Annotated in this window: 16 protein-coding genes and 1 tRNA gene; 12 read left to right on the top strand and 5 right to left on the bottom strand. The window is 47.1% G+C overall.

What is annotated here, in order from left to right; all coding sequences use genetic code 11:
* Nucleotides 1-52 precede the first annotated feature (52 nt).
* Nucleotides 53-754 carry a hypothetical protein gene (locus MOX91_RS03435; protein ID WP_370396679.1) on the bottom strand — a complete coding sequence of 234 codons (702 nt, stop codon included), beginning with the start codon at nt 752-754 and terminating at the stop codon, nt 53-55.
* Between the two features lie 86 nt (nt 755-840).
* Nucleotides 841-3,144 carry an Orn/Lys/Arg family decarboxylase gene (locus MOX91_RS03430; protein ID WP_370396678.1) on the bottom strand — a complete coding sequence of 768 codons (2,304 nt, stop codon included), beginning with the start codon at nt 3,142-3,144 and terminating at the stop codon, nt 841-843.
* A 230-nt stretch (nt 3,145-3,374) separates the two neighbouring features.
* Between MOX91_RS03430 and bioB the strand changes: the two genes are divergently transcribed.
* The 12 genes from bioB (at nt 3,375) to larB (ending at nt 14,631) form a co-directional block, all read left to right on the top strand.
* The gene (bioB, locus tag MOX91_RS03425; protein WP_370396677.1) at nt 3,375-4,334 is read left to right on the top strand and encodes a biotin synthase BioB; all 960 of its coding nucleotides are present in this window, start codon (nt 3,375-3,377) and stop codon (nt 4,332-4,334) included.
* Nucleotides 4,312-5,604 (top strand): adenosylmethionine--8-amino-7-oxononanoate transaminase, encoded by a 1,293-nt coding sequence (gene bioA / locus MOX91_RS03420; protein ID WP_370396676.1) that lies wholly within the window; start codon nt 4,312-4,314, stop codon nt 5,602-5,604. The genes bioB and bioA overlap by 23 nt, the downstream gene beginning before the upstream one ends.
* A complete protein-coding gene (locus MOX91_RS03415; protein WP_370396675.1) occupies nt 5,597-6,742 on the top strand; it encodes an aminotransferase class I/II-fold pyridoxal phosphate-dependent enzyme in 1,146 nt (381 codons plus the stop codon). The genes bioA and MOX91_RS03415 overlap by 8 nt, the downstream gene beginning before the upstream one ends.
* Entirely contained in the window at nt 6,739-8,148 is a 1,410-nt protein-coding gene (gene bioC / locus MOX91_RS03410) for a malonyl-ACP O-methyltransferase BioC (RefSeq protein WP_370396674.1), read from the top strand. The genes MOX91_RS03415 and bioC overlap by 4 nt, the downstream gene beginning before the upstream one ends.
* Nucleotides 8,149-8,150: 2 nt before the next feature.
* Complete coding sequence (gene bioD / locus MOX91_RS03405; RefSeq protein WP_370396673.1) at nt 8,151-8,774, top strand: dethiobiotin synthase; 624 nt, start codon at nt 8,151-8,153, stop codon at nt 8,772-8,774.
* Entirely contained in the window at nt 8,771-9,343 is a 573-nt protein-coding gene (locus MOX91_RS03400) for a uracil-DNA glycosylase family protein (RefSeq protein WP_370396672.1), read from the top strand. Before bioD ends, MOX91_RS03400 begins: the two co-directional genes overlap by 4 nt.
* Before the next feature lie 64 nt (nt 9,344-9,407).
* Entirely contained in the window at nt 9,408-10,388 is a 981-nt protein-coding gene (locus MOX91_RS03395; protein ID WP_370396671.1) for an energy-coupling factor ABC transporter permease, read from the top strand.
* The gene (locus tag MOX91_RS03390; protein WP_370396670.1) at nt 10,378-11,169 is read left to right on the top strand and encodes an energy-coupling factor transporter transmembrane component T family protein; all 792 of its coding nucleotides are present in this window, start codon (nt 10,378-10,380) and stop codon (nt 11,167-11,169) included. The genes MOX91_RS03395 and MOX91_RS03390 overlap by 11 nt, the downstream gene beginning before the upstream one ends.
* Before the next feature lie 8 nt (nt 11,170-11,177).
* Complete coding sequence (locus tag MOX91_RS03385) at nt 11,178-11,876, top strand: energy-coupling factor ABC transporter ATP-binding protein (protein ID WP_370396669.1); 699 nt, start codon at nt 11,178-11,180, stop codon at nt 11,874-11,876.
* Between the two features lie 8 nt (nt 11,877-11,884).
* On the top strand, nt 11,885-13,129 hold the full coding sequence (gene larC / locus MOX91_RS03380) for a nickel pincer cofactor biosynthesis protein LarC (RefSeq protein WP_370396668.1): 1,245 nt from the start codon (nt 11,885-11,887) through the stop codon (nt 13,127-13,129).
* A complete protein-coding gene (gene larE, locus MOX91_RS03375) occupies nt 13,113-13,895 on the top strand; it encodes an ATP-dependent sacrificial sulfur transferase LarE (RefSeq protein WP_370396667.1) in 783 nt (260 codons plus the stop codon). Before larC ends, larE begins: the two co-directional genes overlap by 17 nt.
* Nucleotides 13,882-14,631 (top strand): nickel pincer cofactor biosynthesis protein LarB, encoded by a 750-nt coding sequence (gene larB, locus MOX91_RS03370; RefSeq protein ID WP_370396666.1) that lies wholly within the window; start codon nt 13,882-13,884, stop codon nt 14,629-14,631. Before larE ends, larB begins: the two co-directional genes overlap by 14 nt.
* A 128-nt stretch (nt 14,632-14,759) precedes the next feature.
* On the opposite strand, the gene MOX91_RS03365 is transcribed toward larB, so the two are convergent.
* The 3 genes from MOX91_RS03365 to MOX91_RS03355 all read right to left on the bottom strand — a co-directional run bounded on the left by MOX91_RS03365 (nt 14,760) and on the right by MOX91_RS03355 (nt 16,708).
* Nucleotides 14,760-14,831, bottom strand: a tRNA-Lys gene (locus tag MOX91_RS03365).
* Nucleotides 14,832-14,918: 87 nt separating this feature from the next.
* Entirely contained in the window at nt 14,919-16,061 is a 1,143-nt protein-coding gene (gene alr, locus MOX91_RS03360; protein WP_370396665.1) for an alanine racemase, read from the bottom strand.
* The gene (locus MOX91_RS03355; protein WP_370396664.1) at nt 16,037-16,708 is read right to left on the bottom strand and encodes a hypothetical protein; all 672 of its coding nucleotides are present in this window, start codon (nt 16,706-16,708) and stop codon (nt 16,037-16,039) included. Before MOX91_RS03355 ends, alr begins: the two co-directional genes overlap by 25 nt.
* Nucleotides 16,709-16,875 lie beyond the last annotated feature (167 nt).

Genomic DNA, 16,875 nt, shown 5'->3' with positions numbered 1-16,875 from the left:
ACCGCGCTTTTCGGCGCGGTTTTTTTCGGCAATGTTTTGCAAATTGTGAGCTTTAAATTCTAAGTTCGTGGCAGTTTGAGATTACTTTTTTCAGCTCGCTTTCGGTAAACCAGTGCTTTTTTCCGTTAAATAAAATTAAAAATTCTCCTGTTTGCTTGTTGTAGCCTTGCATCAGGGCGAATGTGATTAGGTTTTTATTTAGGTTGAACGATTTTAGTTGGAGTTTGCCGAGAGATTTTTTCCACGCGGCAATGTCGGTTGCGGCTAAGCGGGATTTTTCGCGGTCTGCGATTTTGCCATAGTCTCCGGAACTGTAAAGCGAAATGAAAAGCGGCAAGCCCTGGTCGAGTTTAAGCCTTGCGTTGTTTGCGGAAAATTTGATTTGCTTTAACTGCATATTGTTTGCCGACAGGTATTTGTCGGTTGCTTCCAAAATGTCGGAAACACTGCGCACCTTGTTTGTGCCCGCGTCTTTTTGCATTACTTTATTGTACCTTTCCAAATCCATTTTAGGATCGACATAAAGGAGCATTACAAGCAGAGAAGTCGGAATATCCCTTGTTTTTTCAAGAATTTCTTTTGTGGGATTTACTTTGACTTTTAAAATTACATCGCCATTGCTTTCTTTTACGATATTTTGCAGAAGCTTTGTTTTGATTTCGGCATTTGTGGTTTTACTGCGCTGGGCGTGCGCGGCGGAAAAACTTATCGCAATCGATGCAATAATTATAAAAATGTTTCTTAACGCTTTCATGATTTTATTGTATTAAGCGTAATTGTAATTTTTACAAGCTTTTTCTTAAAAAGCCTGTTTTACATATAAAACATTTTTCAGCCTGATTACTGCTTTATGCACATGGTGCAGAAGCGGATTTTCCCGTCGCGCTCGATTTTTTCGATGCCGTGGATTTCGCTTTCGTAGCCGCAGAATTTGTTTTCAAAGCTTTCGCGCGCTTTGAGATAGTCGAAAACCGCTTTTGACTTTTTGTTCAGGACTTCTCCACCCATAAGCATCGGAATGCCGGGGGGATAGGGGACTATCATTACGGCGGGAATTCTGCCGAACATGTCTTTTAATTCAACAAGTTCGACATTCTTTTTAACCACATTGCGGTAGGCTTGGGTCGGCTTCATCGCCTGGTCGGGCAATAGGTCGAAAGACTTGTGCATAAGCTCTAACATTTTTCGCTCTTTTATGAATTCGTGCATTGCGCGGCAGTGGTCTTTCAGCCCGATACCCTTGTATTTCGGATTTTTCTGTGTGAATGCCGGCATTGCCTCTTCCATTGGCGCGTTGGCGTCGTACAAATTTTTGAAGTGAAGCAGGGCGGAAAGCAGGGTTTCCTGTTTTGCGCGGTTTGTGCCGAGCGAATTTAAGAGAAGGAACGAATAATAGTCGGTCTTTTCGCATACTATGCCCTCTTCAAGCAGGTAGTTTGTGACTACTGCCGCGGGAATGCCCATTTCGGAAAGGGAACCGTCGGGATTTATGCCGGGCGTTATGAATGTAAGCTTAATCGGGTCAAGCATTGCATAGCCGTCTTCGATTTCCTCAAAGCCGTGCCAATCGTCGCAGGAATTTAAAATCCACGCGCTTTGCGAGGTGGCGAGGTATTGCGTCGGTACGTTCTCGAAGTTAAGTATTTCCTTGTCAACCTTTACCTTTCTCGGTTGCCATATTTCAAAGAACCAGTCGTTCGGGTTGCGGGATTTCAGTTCCGCCGCTATTTTTGCCACTGTTTTGCGAAGCCCTATCGCCATCATTATGACGTCTTTCCACATGCTTTCCCCGCTGTCTTCCATCATTTGGGTCGCCACGTCCAAAGAGGCAATCATATTGTATTGCGGGGATGTCGAGGCGTGCATCATGTATGCCTCGTTCAGCTCGTCGGGGTTGATTTTTCGGCTTCCGCCGTTTTTGACGTGCAGCATCGACGCCTGCGAAAACGCTGTCAAAAGTTTGTGGGTCGATTGGGCTACATATATCGGCGGAGTAGTTGGCGTGGTTTCGTCTTGGGTCATGCCAAAAAATCCGTCGTAAATCGGATAAAATTTTGCGTAGGCGTACCAGGCTTCGTCAAAATGAAGGTTGTCGGAAATGGGTTCGAGGGCGCGCTTCAATTTTTTTACGTTGTAGCAGACGCCGTCGTATGTCGAATTTGTTATTGCGGCGATTTTAAGCGTCTTGGGGCGCAGGTCGGCAGGAATGATTTTGCTCTTTTTTATTTTTTGCGCGACGGATTTTTCCGAAAGCTCCGAAAGCTTTACGGGACCCATTATTCCCCAGCGGTTTCTGCGCGGCTTCATGTAAATCGGGTAGGCGTCGGCGTTTACCATCGCATAGTTTAGCGACTTGTGGCAGTTGCGGTCAACAAACACGACGTCGTCGGGCAGAGCGATGCTCCGCCATATTATCTGGTTTACGTTTGAAGTTCCGTTTAGGACGTAGTATGTCAAGTCTGCCCCGAACACTCTTGCGGAATTTCTTTCGGCATCTCCCGTAACCCCGCTGTGGTCGAGGAGAGAGCCGAGTTCGGGTGCGGAAATCGAAAGGTCGCTTCTGAAAATGTTTTCGCCGAAAAACTTAAAGAGCGCGACGCCCGAAGGGTTCCGCAAAAATCCCGTCCCGCCCATGTGCCCCGGGGTGTGCCATGCGTATTTGTACTCTTCCGAATAGTCTATGAGCTTTCCGAAAAACGGCGGATACAAGCCCTTTACGTACTTTACGAGATGTCGCTCTATTCTGCCCGCCAGAAATTCTATTGTGTCGGAGGTCTTCCAAAGACAGCCCGTGAGCTGGTTTATGACTTCGAGGGGAATGTCGCTTGCTTCGAGCCAGTCGGTCAAAAGAAATACGGGGATTTTCGGGTTGCGCTTTCTTATTGCGCTTAGTACGGAAGCGGGGCTGTGCTTTGCGGCGGGGTTTGTACGGTTTATGTCCCAGTCAATGACAAGCGCGCCGAAATCCGTCCTGCTTAAAAGAAGCTCGATAGCGTCTTCGTAAGAGAGGCACGGCACTATTTTACAGCCGTGCTCCGTTTCGAGTTCGTGCGCCAGTTCGCGCAGGCGGAAGCTTTCGTCGTTTCTTGTGTCAAATTGGTTCGACACTATCAAAATCGGCCAAGATTCTTTTGATATTTTCATTGTTAAGGTTTTTTTGATGGGCTTTTTTGCGTGAAAGTGCGAAGCTTGCGAACCTCGAAAACAATGTAAAACCGCCGATTTTATTCCGCACTTGAAAAATAGATTTATGAGATTGGTATTTTTGACGGATTTATCAAGCAAATTTAAAAATTTCCAAAAGAAATTTTTGAGCGAAAATGCTTGTAAAAACAATGGTATTATATTGCTATGTTATATATTGGAGCTTTTTTATGGATTTGGCTTTAAAAATTATAAACGGCTATCGTTTGGGCATTGAAGAGGCTGAGGATTTTTCAAATTCTTGCGGCGTTTTGGAAATGTGCGAAATGGCGGACGCCGTCCGCAGGCATTTTTTTCAAAACAAAATAGAAACCTGCTCCATCGTGAATGCGAGGTCGGGCAGATGCCCCGAAAATTGCAAATGGTGCGCCCAGTCCGCCCACAACAAAACAGGCGCGGAAGTCTATCCTTTGCTCGGCCGCCAAAAACTTTTGGACGTCGCAAAATCTTCGGACGCGGCGGGAATTGCGCGTTTTAGCATTGTAACTTCGGGAAGAGCTCTCACTGATGCGGAAGTGCAAGAAATTGCAGAGGCAATGATAAAAATGCGCTCGGAGACGGGCTTAAAGCTGTGCGGCTCTTTGGGGCTTCTTTCAAAACCCCAGCTTAAAACTCTATTTGACGCGGGAATGACCCGCTACCATTGCAATTTGGAAACCGCGCCGTCTTATTTCCCAAGCCTTTGCTCAACGCATACTATTGACGACAAAATAAAGACCATAAATTGGGCAAAAGAAGTCGGGCTTGAAATTTGTTCAGGCGGAATAATCGGCATGGGCGAAAGCAGCCGCCAGCGCATCGAGCTTGCTGTGAAGCTTAGGGAAATCGGCTCTATGTCTATTCCCGTAAACATATTAAACCCCATAAAGGGAACTCCCCTTGAAAATTCAAAGAGGCTTTCAGACGACGAAATTTTGAGGGCGTTTGCGATGTTCAGGCTCGTAAATCCGACCGCCCACATCAGGTTTGCGGGGGGCAGAATTCTTATAGGCGCTCTTCAAAAAATGCTTTTAAAAAGCGGAGTCAGCGCGGCGATAGTCGGCGACATGCTCACAACCGTCGGCGCAAAACTTTCCGACGACTTTGCGATGTTTGAAAATCTTGGCTATGACTTTAAACGAACTTCTTGAATTTGACAGGGAGCATATCTGGCACCCGTACACTTCCGCATTAAAACCCTTGAAGGCGTATGCCGTTGAGTCGGCAAACGGCGCGCGCATAAAGCTTTTGGACGGCAGGGAATTGATTGACGGCATGTCCTCTTGGTGGGCGGTTGTGCATGGCTACAACAATCCCGAAATAAACGCCGCAATTTCCGCCCAGCTTAAAAAAATGAGCCATGTGATGTTTGGGGGGCTTACGCACGAACCCGCCGTCATTCTTGCCGAAAAGCTTTTGAAAATCGCCCCGCAAAACTTGAAGCATGTGTTTTTCTGCGACAGCGGCTCAGTTGCCGTGGAAGTCGCAATGAAGATGGCGCTTCAATATTGGAACTCAAAAGGGAGGGCGTCGAAGACAAAGTTTGCCACAATCCGCCTTGGCTATCATGGCGACACTTGGAACGCTATGTCGGTTTGCGACCCGATAACGGGAATGCACAAAATATTTTCGGGCGCGCTAACTGCCCAAATTTTCACCCACTCTCCGAAAATTCCCTTCGGCGGAGTTTGGGACGACTCCGACCTTGCAGAGCTTCGCGACACTTTGCGCAAAAGAAGAGATGAAATCGCGGCTTTGATTTTGGAGCCGATAGTGCAGGGCGCGGGGGCAATGCGCTTTTACCATCCCGAATTTTTAAAGGGCGCAAGGAAAATTTGCGACGAATGCGGGATTTTGCTCATATGCGACGAAATCGCCACGGGTTTTGGCAGAACGGGCAAGATGTTCGCCTGCGAGCACGCGGGCATAGCTCCCGACATTATGTGTGTCGGGAAAGCCATTACGGGCGGATATTTGAGCTTTGCCGCAGTTTTGGCAAGCAGGGATGTAGCCATTTCCATATCGGAAGGCGAAGCGGGAGTTTTCATGCACGGTCCGACTTTCATGGCAAATCCCCTCGCCTGCGCCGCCGCGAATGCGAGCCTTGATATTTGCGTTAGAGACGGCTATCTTAAAAGGGTTTTGCAGATTGAAAAAATACTTAAAGCAGAACTTGAAAGCGCAAGGGAAATCGGCGGCGTTGAAGACGTCAGGGTTCTTGGCGCGATAGGCGTGGTTGAAATGCGCGAAAGCGTCGATGTCGAAAAAATTCAGGAAATGTTTGTAGGGCGCGGGGTTTGGATAAGACCCTTCGGCAGGCTCGTTTACCTGATGCCCCCGATTGTCATATCCGACGAAGATTTGCGGAAGCTTTCCTCCGTTTTGGTTTCTGTTTTAAAGGAGATTTCAAAAAATGTTTGAGGAGCTTGAAGAAATAAAGGCGCAGGGGCTTTACCGCAAATTCAATACTTTTGCCGTTCGCGGCGAAAAGGTGTTTGGCGGCGGCAGGGAATATTTGAATTTCTCTTCGAACGACTATTTGGGAATTGCCTCTTCTATCGAAATGCAGCATGAATTTTTGCGCAAGGCTTCGGAAGAGACGGATTTTTTGATGGGGTCAACTTCTTCGCGACTTTTGGTAGGCTCTTTTAAGGCTTTTGAAGAGGCGGAGGGCGAAATTTCAAAAGCGTTTGGCAGACCCTGCCTTTTCTTTAACAGCGGCTATCACGCAAATACGGGAATTATCCCCGCCCTTGTTTCGGGCAGGGATTTAATTCTTGCAGACAAGCTTGTCCACGCGAGCATTATTGACTGCTTGAAGCTTTCAGACGCAAAGTGGATGCGTTTTTCCCACAACGACATTGGGCATTTGAAGTCTTTGCTTGAAGCGCACCGCTCGAATTTCAGGCGCGTATTCATTGTCACCGAAAGTGTTTTCAGCATGGACGGCGACTTTGCTCCGCTTCGCGAGCTTGTCGAAATCAAAAACAAATACGGCGCGTTTTTGTATGTTGACGAGGCGCACGGCTTCGGCGTATTCGGAGATGGCGGGTTGGGGCTGTGCGAGGAGCGCGGAGTTCTTCAAGACGTAGATTTTATAATGTGCACTCTCGGCAAGGCGTTGGCAAGCGAGGGCGCGTTTTTAATATGCTCCGAAGAGGCGAGGGAAATGCTTGTAAACAAGGCGCGTTCTCTCATCTTCACAACCGCAATGCCTCCCATAAACGTTATGTGGACGCTTCTTTCTTTTAAAAAAATGCGCTCGATGAATTTTGAAAGAAAGCACTTGAAATCCATCTCTCAAAAATTCAGAAATTCGCTTAAAAACGCGGAAATATTGGGAGAAAGCCAAATTGTCGCCGCGGTCGTGAAAGACGCGGGCAAGTGTGTCGCTCTTTCCAAGCTTTTGGCGGAGGGCGGCGTCTGGGCGTCCGCCGTGCGCTATCCGACTGTTGCGAAAAATTCGGCGAGGATAAGATTTTCGCTTTCGGCAAGCCTCTCCGAAAAAGACGTGGATTTTTGCGCGGAGCTGTTTAACGATAAAATTTCTATTTTATGAAAATTTCTTGGATAAAAAAGGAAAGCTCGGATAGTTTGATTTTGTTTTTCGGCGGTTTTGCAAGCGGCGAAAACCTGCTTGAAAATTTCGATTTTGGCGAAAACGACGTGCTGATGTTTAGCGATTATTCGGATTTTTGCGCGGAGATTCCGAATGAAATATTTGAATATTCAAAAGTGAGCGTAGTTGCGTGGTCGTTCGGGGTCTGGGTTGCGGATTTCTTGGAAAGCCGTTTGCCGAAAGCCGATGTGCGCATTGCGCTGTGCGGTTCCACAAGCCCCGTTGACGACAATTTCGGGATACCTTCGCAAATTTTTTCGGGCACTCTTCAAAACTTTTCAGAGCCTGTTTACGAAAAATTTTTGCTTAGGGTTTTTGGGGCGGCGAACTTTAAAACCTGCAAGGAAATGTTTTCAAAACGCTCTTGTGCGGATTTGAAAAAAGAGCTTCAAAATCTGGCTTGCGCGTTTAAGACGTTCAAGGCAAATCCTGAAAATTGGACGCGCGCAATCGCCGCCAAAAACGACAAAATTTTTCCGCTTTCAAACATGAAAAACGCTTGGGGCGAAAAGCTTGAAATCGTTTCGGGCGAGCACTTCCCGCTGTCGCTTTTTAATAGCGGGATTGAAAAGCTATTCGCCGACGCGCAGGAAGTTGGCAGGAGCTTTGAAAAGTCGTTTGCCAGATACGAGAAGACGGCTCTCGTGCAAAAGCGCATAGCTTCCCGCCTTGCCCAGCTCACTTTAAAGCGCATAAATCCAAGCGAAGTGAAAAGGGTTTTGGAAATAGGGGCAGGCACGGGCTTTCTCACTGAAATTTTGGCTTCGGAAATCAAAAATGCGCGCTGGTTTTTGAACGATTTGAGCGAACGCAGCTTCGACTATGTGCGCGGAATTTTTGAAACGCCGCCGACGTTTATCGCGGGAGATGCCCAAATTCAGGAACTGCCGCAAGACATAGACTTGATTGTGTCTTCTTCATGCTTTCAGTGGTTCGAGTCCCTCGGCGATTTTATCGAAAAGCTTGCGCGGAGTTCCTCAAAAGATTCCATTATGGCGTTTTCGACTTTTCTTCCCGACAATTTCAGGGAAATCCGCGCATTGACGGGCAAGGGGCTGAACTATGTAGGCATTGTCGGCATTGAGGCTATGTTAAAGCGCGCCGGCTTTGAGCTTTTGTGCGCGGAGGCGGAGACCGTGAAGCTTGAATTTGAAAAGCCCATTGACGTTTTGAAGCATTTGCGCGACACGGGAGTTACCGGCACTTTTTCGGAGTTTTGGACGCCGTCAAAAATGAAGATTTTTTCGAGGCAGTACTTGGATTTCTTCCCGTCCGAAAAAGGCGTGGTTTTGACCTACCGCCCCGCGTATTTCATATCAAAATTCATTGGAAAAAAGGAAGGCTGAACATGGCAGTTTACTTTGTGAGCGGAATAGACACTTCTTGCGGAAAGACTTTTGTAACGGGCGTTTTGGCTCGCCGCGAGCTTGAAAAAGGGAAAAGTGTCATAACGCAGAAATTTGTGCAAACAGGCTGCGAGGGAATTTCGGAAGACATCGAAGCCCATCGAAAAGCCATGGGAATTTCCCTTCTTCCCGAAGACAAAGACGGCACGACTTGCCCCTATGTCTTCAAGTTTCCCGCATCTGCGCATTTGGCGTCGAGAATGGAAAACACGGAAATAGACGTCAAAAAAATATCATCAGCCACAAAAATCCTCGCGGATAAGTTTGACACTGTCTTTATCGAGGGCGCGGGCGGGCTGATGGTTCCTGTAAGCGAAAATTTTTTGACGATTGACTATATCGCAAGGGAAAACCTGCCGCTCATATTGGTTTGCAGTGCGAAGCTTGGGTCGATAAACCATTCGCTTTTAAGCCTCGAAGTCTGCCAAAAAAGGGGCATAAACGTCGCAAAAGTCGTATTTAACAACTATCCCGAAGAGGACGCGAGGATCTCGGCGGAAACTTGTTCGTACCTGAAAAAATACGTCGCGAAGAATTTTCCGAATTGCGAGTTTTTGGAAATATGAAAGAAGGGCATCCGCTAAAACCGTTTTTGCCGTGCGGCGCAAAGCTTCTCATGCTCGGTTCGTTTCCGCCCAAGATGGAAAAATGGTCGATGAATTTTTATTATCCGAACTGGCAAAACGACATGTGGCGGATTTTCGGGCTTGTGTTTTTTGGCGACAAAAATTTCTTCGCGGATGAAAGCCTTAAAAAATACAAGGAAACGGCAATAAAGCGTTTTTTGGAGGAAAAGGGAATAGCTGTCGCCGACAGCGCAAAGGCGGTCTTCCGCAAAAAAGGCAACGCAAGCGACGCCCATTTGGAAGTTTTGGAAAATTTTGACTTTTTGTCTGCGCTTAAATCCATGCCCGAATGTTTGACGCTTGCCGCTACGGGGCAAAAGTCTCTCGAAACAGTTTTTAAGACAATTCCGCCGTCGGATTTGAAAATCGGCGAAAGCGCGGAGTTTTCCGCTTTCGGAAGGAGCTTTAGGATTTTCAGAATGCCGTCTTCTTCGCGGGCATATCCGATGGCTCTTGAGCGCAAGGCGCAGTTTTACAAGGCGATGTTTTGCGCTATCGGCATATTGTAAAAAAATGCTTGCCCAATTCTTGCGGTAATTTAAAAGTGGAAGAAAAAAGAAAGGATTTTTTATTATGCACATGGCGGACGCTTTGGTATCTCCCGCAGTCGGAGGGGCGATGTTGGCAACGAGCGCGGTTTTAATTGGAATCAGCGCGCGCAAGGTCAGGGAAAATTTCGACAATTCCAAAATTCCCCTCATGGGAGTGATGGGCGCGTTTGTTTTCGCAATGCAGATGATAAATTTCACAATTCCTGCAACGGGGTCGAGCGGGCATATAGGAGGCGGCATGATGCTTGCAGCTCTTCTCGGCTCTTATCCCGCCTTTTTGGTGATTAGCGCGGTCTTGATTATTCAGGCCCTGTTTTTTGCCGACGGCGGGCTGCTCGCGCTTGGCGCAAACATTTTCAACATGGGATTTTGGACGTGCTTTATCGCATACCCCTTGGTTTTCTTGCCGATAGCAAAAGATTTTTCGAGCAGAAAAAGAATTGTTTTGGCTTCGGTTGCATCTTCGATAGTCGGCTTGCAGTTCGGCTCTTTTTGCGTTGTTTTGGAGACGCTGTGTTCGGGCGTAACGGAGCTTCCGTTTGGCGTTTTCGCCGGTCTTATGCTTCCAATCCATTTTGCGATAGGCGCGGTTGAGGGTGTCCTTACGGCTATGCTTATTTTGTTCTTGAAAGAGGCTCGCCCCGAGCTTTTCAACGCCGAAAATTCGGGCAGGTCTCTTTCCTTTAAAGCAGTCTGCGGATATTTGGCATTGGCGTCATTTGTGATTGCGGGCGCAATATCCCTATTGGCTTCCGAATATCCGGACGGTTTGGAATGGTCGATTGGAAAAATCACGAAAGGCGAAGAGTTGAGCGCGGGCGGAAAAATTTACGAAGCGTTTTCTTTAATCCAGACAAAGCTTTCGGTGTTCGCAGATTATGCCGTGCAGGGCTTGGGCGGCACGGCAAGCAGTGTAATTGCGGGGATTGCGGGCGTTTTGATTGTCGCGCTTTTCATTGTTTTGTACGCGAATTTTTTAAGAAAAAGGCATTGTGAAAGATAGCGCGGACAGCATCGCTTTTTCGATTGCCTCAATGCGGGAGCTGGAAACTTTTTCCGCTTCCGACTCCCGTTTTGCCTCGATTGGCGCGTCTGTAAAAATTCTCGCAAGTTTTGTTTTTATTTTGTGCGTCGTCTCTTTCGGCGTTTACGATTTGAGGGTTCTGCTTTTTTTCGCATTTCCCGCCATGTTGTGGATTGCGGTTCGCCCGCCCGCAAAAATATTTTTTAACAGGCTTTTGATTGTTTTGCCGTTTGTGCTTTTTACGGGAATTTCAAATTTGATTTTCGACAACTCCGCGGTTGCGCTTCCGTTTGGTTTTGAAGCCCGCGGAGGGGCGGTTTCGTTTTTCACGCTTTTATGCAAGGCGGTGTTGTGCGTGGGAGCCGCACTTTTTTTGGTTCTTACAACGCCCATAAACGCCATTGCGGGCGGGCTTCGCAGGTTTAAGCTGCCATGCGTTTTGGTTTTGCAGACGGTGCTCACTTTGCGCTATTTGGAAGTTATGCTCGACGAAGCAGGGCGCATGCACTGCGCTTATTCTTTGCGCGCTCCGAATTTGAAAGGGATTAAATTTTCCGACTGGCACAAGATTGCGGCGCGTCTTTTTTTGCGGAGTTTGGACAGGGCTGAAAATATTTATTCAGCAATGCTTTGCAGGGGATTTTGCGCCCGAAAGACAATGGAGTTTTACAAGTCGAAAGAGAGTTTTGCGGAAATAGCGGCTCTTGTTTGCTTTGCTTTTTTCTGCTTTTTTTTGAGGTTTTCGGATTGGATTTTTTAAGGGGAGCAATGGTAAAAATAGAAAATTTGAGCGTTGAGTATGGCGGAGGAAATTGCGCCTTAAAGGACGTTTCTCTTGAAATAAAAGAAGGCGAAAGCGTCGCGCTCCTCGGTGCAAACGGGGCGGGCAAATCGACGCTTTTAAAAACGCTTGCGGGGCTTTGCAAAATTTCAAGCGGGTCTGTCGAAATAAACGGCACGCTTTTAGAGCGCAAAAATTTGCGAAAAATCCGCTCCGACATCGGCTTTGTTTTTCAAAATTCAGACGACCAGCTTTTCTCTTTGACCGTTGAAGAGGACGTTGTTTTCGGGCTTAGAAACATGGGCTTTGATTTCCAAAAATCAATGGAAATTGCAGGCGAAACAATGGCAAGCTTAAACATATCGCATCTTGCCAATCGCTCCCCGTCGCGGCTTTCGGAAGGCGAAAAAAAGAGGGCGGCGATTGCCTGCATTCTTGCGATGAAGCCGAAAATTTTGCTTTTCGACGAGCCGACTTCCCAGCTTGACGCGCGTTCGACGCGGCTTTTATGCGAACTTTTGAAGTCTTTGAAAGGGACGAAAATCATTGCGACCCACGACTTGAAAGTGGCGGGAAGCGTCTGCGAAAAAGCGGCGGTTTTAGACAATTCACGCCTTGTTAAATTCGGGAACGCCTCTGAAATTTTGTCGGATGAAAAGCTGCTTTTTAACTGTTCTTTATTATAGGTAAATTTATGAAAATATTGCATTACAACTGTGCCGCGGGAATCAGCGGAGACATGAATTTGGCGGCGATGCTCGATTTGGGCGTCGATAAAAATGAGCTTATAAAAGAGTTAAATAAGCTACATTTGGACGGTTGGGAAATCCAAACTTTCAAGGACTCGCGCGGGGGAATATTCGGGACGCGCGTCGAAGTGGTGTGCGAAGATTTGGAAGAGCATTCGCACCACAATGAGAAGCATCATCATCACGAAGAACATCACGAGGGGCATTGCCGCGAACACCATCATCACCACCGCCATTACTCCGACATAAAGGCGATGATAGAAAATTCCGATTTGTCTTCAAACGTGAAGGAAATGTCGATTAAGATATTTGAAAAAATCGCGCGCGCTGAAGCTGAAATACATGGCAGAGAAGTCGGCGATGTTTGCTTTCATGAAGTCGGGGCAGTTGATTCCATAATCGACATTGTGGGGGCGGCGGTTTGCGTCGAACTTTTGGGCATTGAAAAATTCACTTCGTCGAAAGTGGAGCTTGGCGGCGGAACGGTCAAGTGCGCGCACGGCATTATGCCTGTTCCGGCTCCCGCCACCGCTCTTCTTGCAAAGAACCTGCCCTCTTCTATTGGCGCGGCAGAGTGCGAGTGCGCAACCCCGACGGGCGTCGCCATCCTTGCCGCGCTATGTTCCGAATTTGAGCCGAAAATCGAAGGCAAAATTTTAAAGTGCGGCGTAGGCGTAGGGCATAGAAATGTTGAAGGGCTTGCAAACGTTCTGCGTGTAATGCTGATTGAAAGCAAAGAAAATTCAGATGAAAACAAATCCGAAAAGATGTATGAAATTTCCGCGAACATAGACGACATGTCGCCCGAAGAAATTTCATATTTAACCGAAAAGCTTTTCGAGGCGAACGCTTGCGACGTCTGGCAGGAAAGCATTGTCATGAAGAAGAACCGCTTGGCAGTGAAAGTTTGCGCGCTCGCAAAGTCGGAAAGTTTGCGCGAAATAAAAGACTGCTTTTTTAAATACTCATCTACGATAGGGCTGCGCCAAAGCGAAGTCTTGCGCGAGTCTTTGGAGCGCGAAACGTCGAAAGTTGAAACTTCGCTTGGCGAAGTCCGCTGCAAGATTTCCGCTTTTAAAAATTCCCAAAAAAAGAAATTTGAATTTGAGGATTTGAAAAGGTTGGCAAACGAAAAATCAATTTCAATCAGTGAGGTTTTGCAAAAAATAAGAGATGAACTTTCGAGATAAATTGCGCTCGCATTTAAAAAGCAAGCGCGTTGCAGTCGCGCTTTCGGGCGGGGTTGACAGCTCCGCATTGCTTGCGTTTTGCGCGGATTTTTTAGGGCGCGAAAACTGCTTGGCAATCACCGCCCATACTCCCTACATGATGGCAAGAGAAACCTCTTATGCCGAAAAGCTTGCCGCGCGCTTTGGTGTGAAATTTCTTAAAATCGAAATCGGGGTGGACTGCGAAATCCTGAAAAATCCGAAAGACAGGTGTTATGTCTGCAAAAAATTTCTCTTTGAAAAACTTAAAAAAATTGCGGCTGAAAACGGCTTTGAAATCCTTGCAGACGGCACCAATCTTGACGACACCAAAGACTTCCGCCCCGGAATGAGGGCTTTGCGTGAGCTTGGAGTGGCAAGCCCTTTTTTGGAGTGCGCAATCACAAAAGATGAAATACGAGACCTTGCAAAATCATACGGTTTGGAAGTTTCCGAAAAGCCCGCCTACGCCTGCCTTTTGACGCGCTTTGAACACGGAAGGGAAGTTTCGGAAGAGATGTTAAGGCGCGTCGATTGCGCGGAGGAGTTTTTGCAGGACTTGGGTTTTTTGCAGGTCAGGGTAAGGGTGCATTCAAACTTGGCACGCATTGAAATCGCGCGGGACAAGTTCGGAGAGTTCATGCAAAAGCGCGAGGAAATTTGCAGGAAGATGTCGGGCTTGGGGTTTAAATATGTTTCGCTCGATTTAAATGGATACAGGCAAGGAGCAATGAATGAAAAAGATTGAAGATGTTTTGTCGGATTTCAAGGCGGGCAAGCTCTCGGAAAAAGAGGCACTGAAACTGATTTCGGACGCGCAGACGATGGATTTGGGGCATACCAAAATCGACCGCTCGCGCAGAGGTAGAACGGGCGTCGGCGAAGTCGTTTACGGCGCGGGAAAAACGCCCGCCCAAATTTTGGAAATAATGGAGGCAATCGTTTCGGAAGGCTCTCCCGTGCTTGCTACGCGCCTGAGTTCGGACGCGATGGAGCTTCTTGAATCCAAGTTTCCGCAGGGCAGGGCAAACCTCATTGCGCGCACTTTTTCCGTCGGGGCTGAAAACAGGGAATCTTCGGAAGGATTTGTGGCGATAGTTTCGGCGGGCACTTCCGATATGCCCGTTGCGGAAGAGGCGAAAGCTACCCTCGAATTTTTGGGAGTGAATGCAGAATGCTTTTACGATTGCGGCGTCGCGGGGCTTCACAGGTTGCTTGAAAACATAGGCAGAATTAGGGAAGCGCAGGTTGTCATTGCGGTTGCGGGAATGGAAGGCGCGCTTGCAAGCGTGCTTGCGGGTCTTGTTAAAGAGCCGGTAATTGCCGTCCCCACAAGCGTGGGCTACGGTGCAAGCTTCGGCGGGATTGCCGCCTTGCTTTCAATGATGAATTCATGCGCAAACGGGGTGAGCGTCGTAAACATCGATAACGGATTCGGCGCGGCTTACAACGCCTGCTTGATTGCGGGAAAATCCCGCTTGTAAAAAAACGGAGGCAAATCAGCCTTTGCCTTAAAAACTTGTATTTGACGATATCTCTAATCAGCTTACGGTTTTACCATTCTTTTAATGGCGCAAAAAAAAACCGCCTTGTCGGCGGCGTTTTTATTTTGTGGACCAGCCGGGACTTGAACCCGGAACCAACGGCTTAAAAGGCTGCTGCTCTACCATTGAGCTACTGGTCCGTTAAATAAAGCTTATGAAATTACTATATTGATTTTGTTTTGCAAGAAAAATTTTTAAAAAATCAAAAAATATTTTGTCTCGCAGTTTTATTTTATTGTTCCTGCCGTATAAAAGCGCACAACCCGCTGTGTGATTGCGGTCAATGCTTCCGCGGGGGTTATGTTTATTGTCTTGCAGTAGTCTTCTATTGTAATTGTTTGGGAGCGCGTCGAGCCGATTATGACTACTTCGTCGGAAAGGCGTATATTGGGAAGGGCCGAGGCGTCTATTGCCGCCTGGTCCATTGAAACAATGCCTATAATCGGTAGCAGGGTGTCGCGGACTATGACGTTTGCGCGGCTTCCAAGGCTTCTTGCAAGCCCGTCCCCGTAGCCTGCGGCGACCAGCGCGATTTTTGAGTCTTTTTTCAGTTTGTAAGTGTGGGAATAGCCGACATAGGCGTCTTTGGGCAGCTCTTTTATGTGGGCTATCGCGGACTTGAAAGATAGCACTTGTTCGGGGTTAAAGTCTCTTAAAATCGAATTTTTTTCGGGGCGTATGCCGAATAAAACAAGCCCCGCGCGCAAGCTTGTCTGGAAACAGTTTGGCAGGATTTTCGGATTGAAGACATCGCTATGGTGGACGTAGATTTTCTTTCCGCAAACCGCCGTTTTTTCGGCGCAATATTTCAGAAATTCGGCGTCGGGAATTTCCATTTCTTCGGGCGCGCCCGTGCCTGTTCCTGCAACGCAGAATGCTTCCAAATTCAAATTTGGGCTGTTTAAAAGAAAGTCTAAAATTTTTTTCGCCTCGTCTTTGTCGGGGATTGAAATTTCACTGTTTTGCGAGGGCAGTTTTAAATGCACGCTTGCGGTTTTTCCGAATTTTTTCGCGGCGGCTTCAAATCTTTTTGCTTCTTCAAGGCTCGATATCGTCGGAGTTATGTCGTTTAATACGAACTGCTCTTCTTCCTGCGGAATTGACGCACTTAAAACTATTACGGGCCAGCCTGCGCCCACTTTTCTGACCCTTACGGCTTCCGAAAGGTTTGTGACGGCGAATGCGTCCGCTCCGCTAATCATGAGCCTTGCAACCGCGGCTTCCAAGCCTATTCCGAAAGCGTCGGCGGCAACGAGCGCGATGTAGCTGCGCGAGGACGGCAGGAAATTTTTTATTCTGCCCAAATTGCGTTCAAGCGCGTACAAGTCGATTTCAATCGACGCTCTCAACTGTGTGCGGGGGAATTCCATTTTACATATTCGCGTTTGGCAAGAACTGCGGCGTCCAAAATTTCCGAAGGCTCGCAAACATATGCGAAATCTTCGTTTTTCAGCAAAAATTCTGCGATTTCGGTTGCGTTAAAAAACACGCGCTCAAGATTTTCAAAATTCTTGTCCGCCGACTTGCGTTGTTCGACAAAATATTTCGGCAGTTTTATGCCTTGTATTTCAGATGATGCTATTTCTTTTTCGATTGTTTTGCCGTTTTCAAAGGCTAAGAGGTTTGCGAAGTTTTTGCGCGAAGGGCATAAGATTGCAAATTCGCTCCGCGAAGCTTTGAGAATTTGCGCGTATGTTTTAAGCAAATTCCATGCGAAGCAGACTGAATTTTTGTTTGCCGCGCGGAATGTGGAAAGCGCGGCGGACGCAGTTCTTATGCCCAAAATGGAGCCTACCCCTTGACAAAAACCAAAAGCTGAAACATCTCTTGCATTCAAAGATGCGGCGGCGAAAATTTCGTTTAAAATTCCGAACATGTTTTCGAGCGCGCCGCCTTGTTTTGACATCGAACATATTATTTTGCCGTTTTGGGCAAGGCATGCCGATATGTTGTCGGAAGCGGTGTCGATAAAAAGGACATTGCCGTTTGATAAAAATTTTTCGCCGAATTTTTCCATAAAAACAAATTTAACATAGCACGAATTTTGGCGTTTGCCATTCTTTTTTTATAAAAGTATATTCCTTTTAATTCATATTCTTTCATGTTTTACTAAAATACGGAAAAAAGAATGCCTATAAAATCATAAGATGTTGTCTGTAAAAGCTTAAAATTCTATTGACTTTT

Origin of the sequence: Intestinicryptomonas porci (assembly GCF_033971905.1) — a bacterium.
GTDB classification, from domain to species: domain Bacteria; phylum Verrucomicrobiota; class Verrucomicrobiia; order Opitutales; family Intestinicryptomonadaceae; genus Intestinicryptomonas; species Intestinicryptomonas porci.
Note: the sequence above shows the minus strand (reverse complement) of the source record. Positions and strands in the feature narration are given on the sequence as shown.

What these genes read in the sequence shown, in the direction of transcription:
- bioB (WP_370396677.1), top strand. Translation starts at nt 3,375, where the DNA reads ATGGATTTGGCTTTAAAAATTATAAACGGCTATCGTTTGGGCATTGAA.
- larC (WP_370396668.1), top strand. Translation starts at nt 11,885, where the DNA reads ATGAAAATATTGCATTACAACTGTGCCGCGGGAATCAGCGGAGACATG.
- MOX91_RS03385 (WP_370396669.1), top strand. Translation starts at nt 11,178, where the DNA reads ATGGTAAAAATAGAAAATTTGAGCGTTGAGTATGGCGGAGGAAATTGC.
- MOX91_RS03355 (WP_370396664.1), bottom strand. Translation starts at nt 16,708, where the DNA reads ATGGAAAAATTCGGCGAAAAATTTTTATCAAACGGCAATGTCCTTTTT.
- MOX91_RS03435 (WP_370396679.1), bottom strand. Translation starts at nt 754, where the DNA reads ATGAAAGCGTTAAGAAACATTTTTATAATTATTGCATCGATTGCGATA.
- MOX91_RS03430 (WP_370396678.1), bottom strand. Translation starts at nt 3,144, where the DNA reads ATGAAAATATCAAAAGAATCTTGGCCGATTTTGATAGTGTCGAACCAA.
- MOX91_RS03395 (WP_370396671.1), top strand. Translation starts at nt 9,408, where the DNA reads ATGCACATGGCGGACGCTTTGGTATCTCCCGCAGTCGGAGGGGCGATG.
- MOX91_RS03400 (WP_370396672.1), top strand. Translation starts at nt 8,771, where the DNA reads ATGAAAGAAGGGCATCCGCTAAAACCGTTTTTGCCGTGCGGCGCAAAG.
- alr (WP_370396665.1), bottom strand. Translation starts at nt 16,061, where the DNA reads ATGGAATTCCCCCGCACACAGTTGAGAGCGTCGATTGAAATCGACTTG.
- larB (WP_370396666.1), top strand. Translation starts at nt 13,882, where the DNA reads ATGAAAAAGATTGAAGATGTTTTGTCGGATTTCAAGGCGGGCAAGCTC.
- larE (WP_370396667.1), top strand. Translation starts at nt 13,113, where the DNA reads ATGAACTTTCGAGATAAATTGCGCTCGCATTTAAAAAGCAAGCGCGTT.
- bioA (WP_370396676.1), top strand. Translation starts at nt 4,312, where the DNA reads ATGACTTTAAACGAACTTCTTGAATTTGACAGGGAGCATATCTGGCAC.
- MOX91_RS03415 (WP_370396675.1), top strand. Translation starts at nt 5,597, where the DNA reads ATGTTTGAGGAGCTTGAAGAAATAAAGGCGCAGGGGCTTTACCGCAAA.
- bioC (WP_370396674.1), top strand. Translation starts at nt 6,739, where the DNA reads ATGAAAATTTCTTGGATAAAAAAGGAAAGCTCGGATAGTTTGATTTTG.
- bioD (WP_370396673.1), top strand. Translation starts at nt 8,151, where the DNA reads ATGGCAGTTTACTTTGTGAGCGGAATAGACACTTCTTGCGGAAAGACT.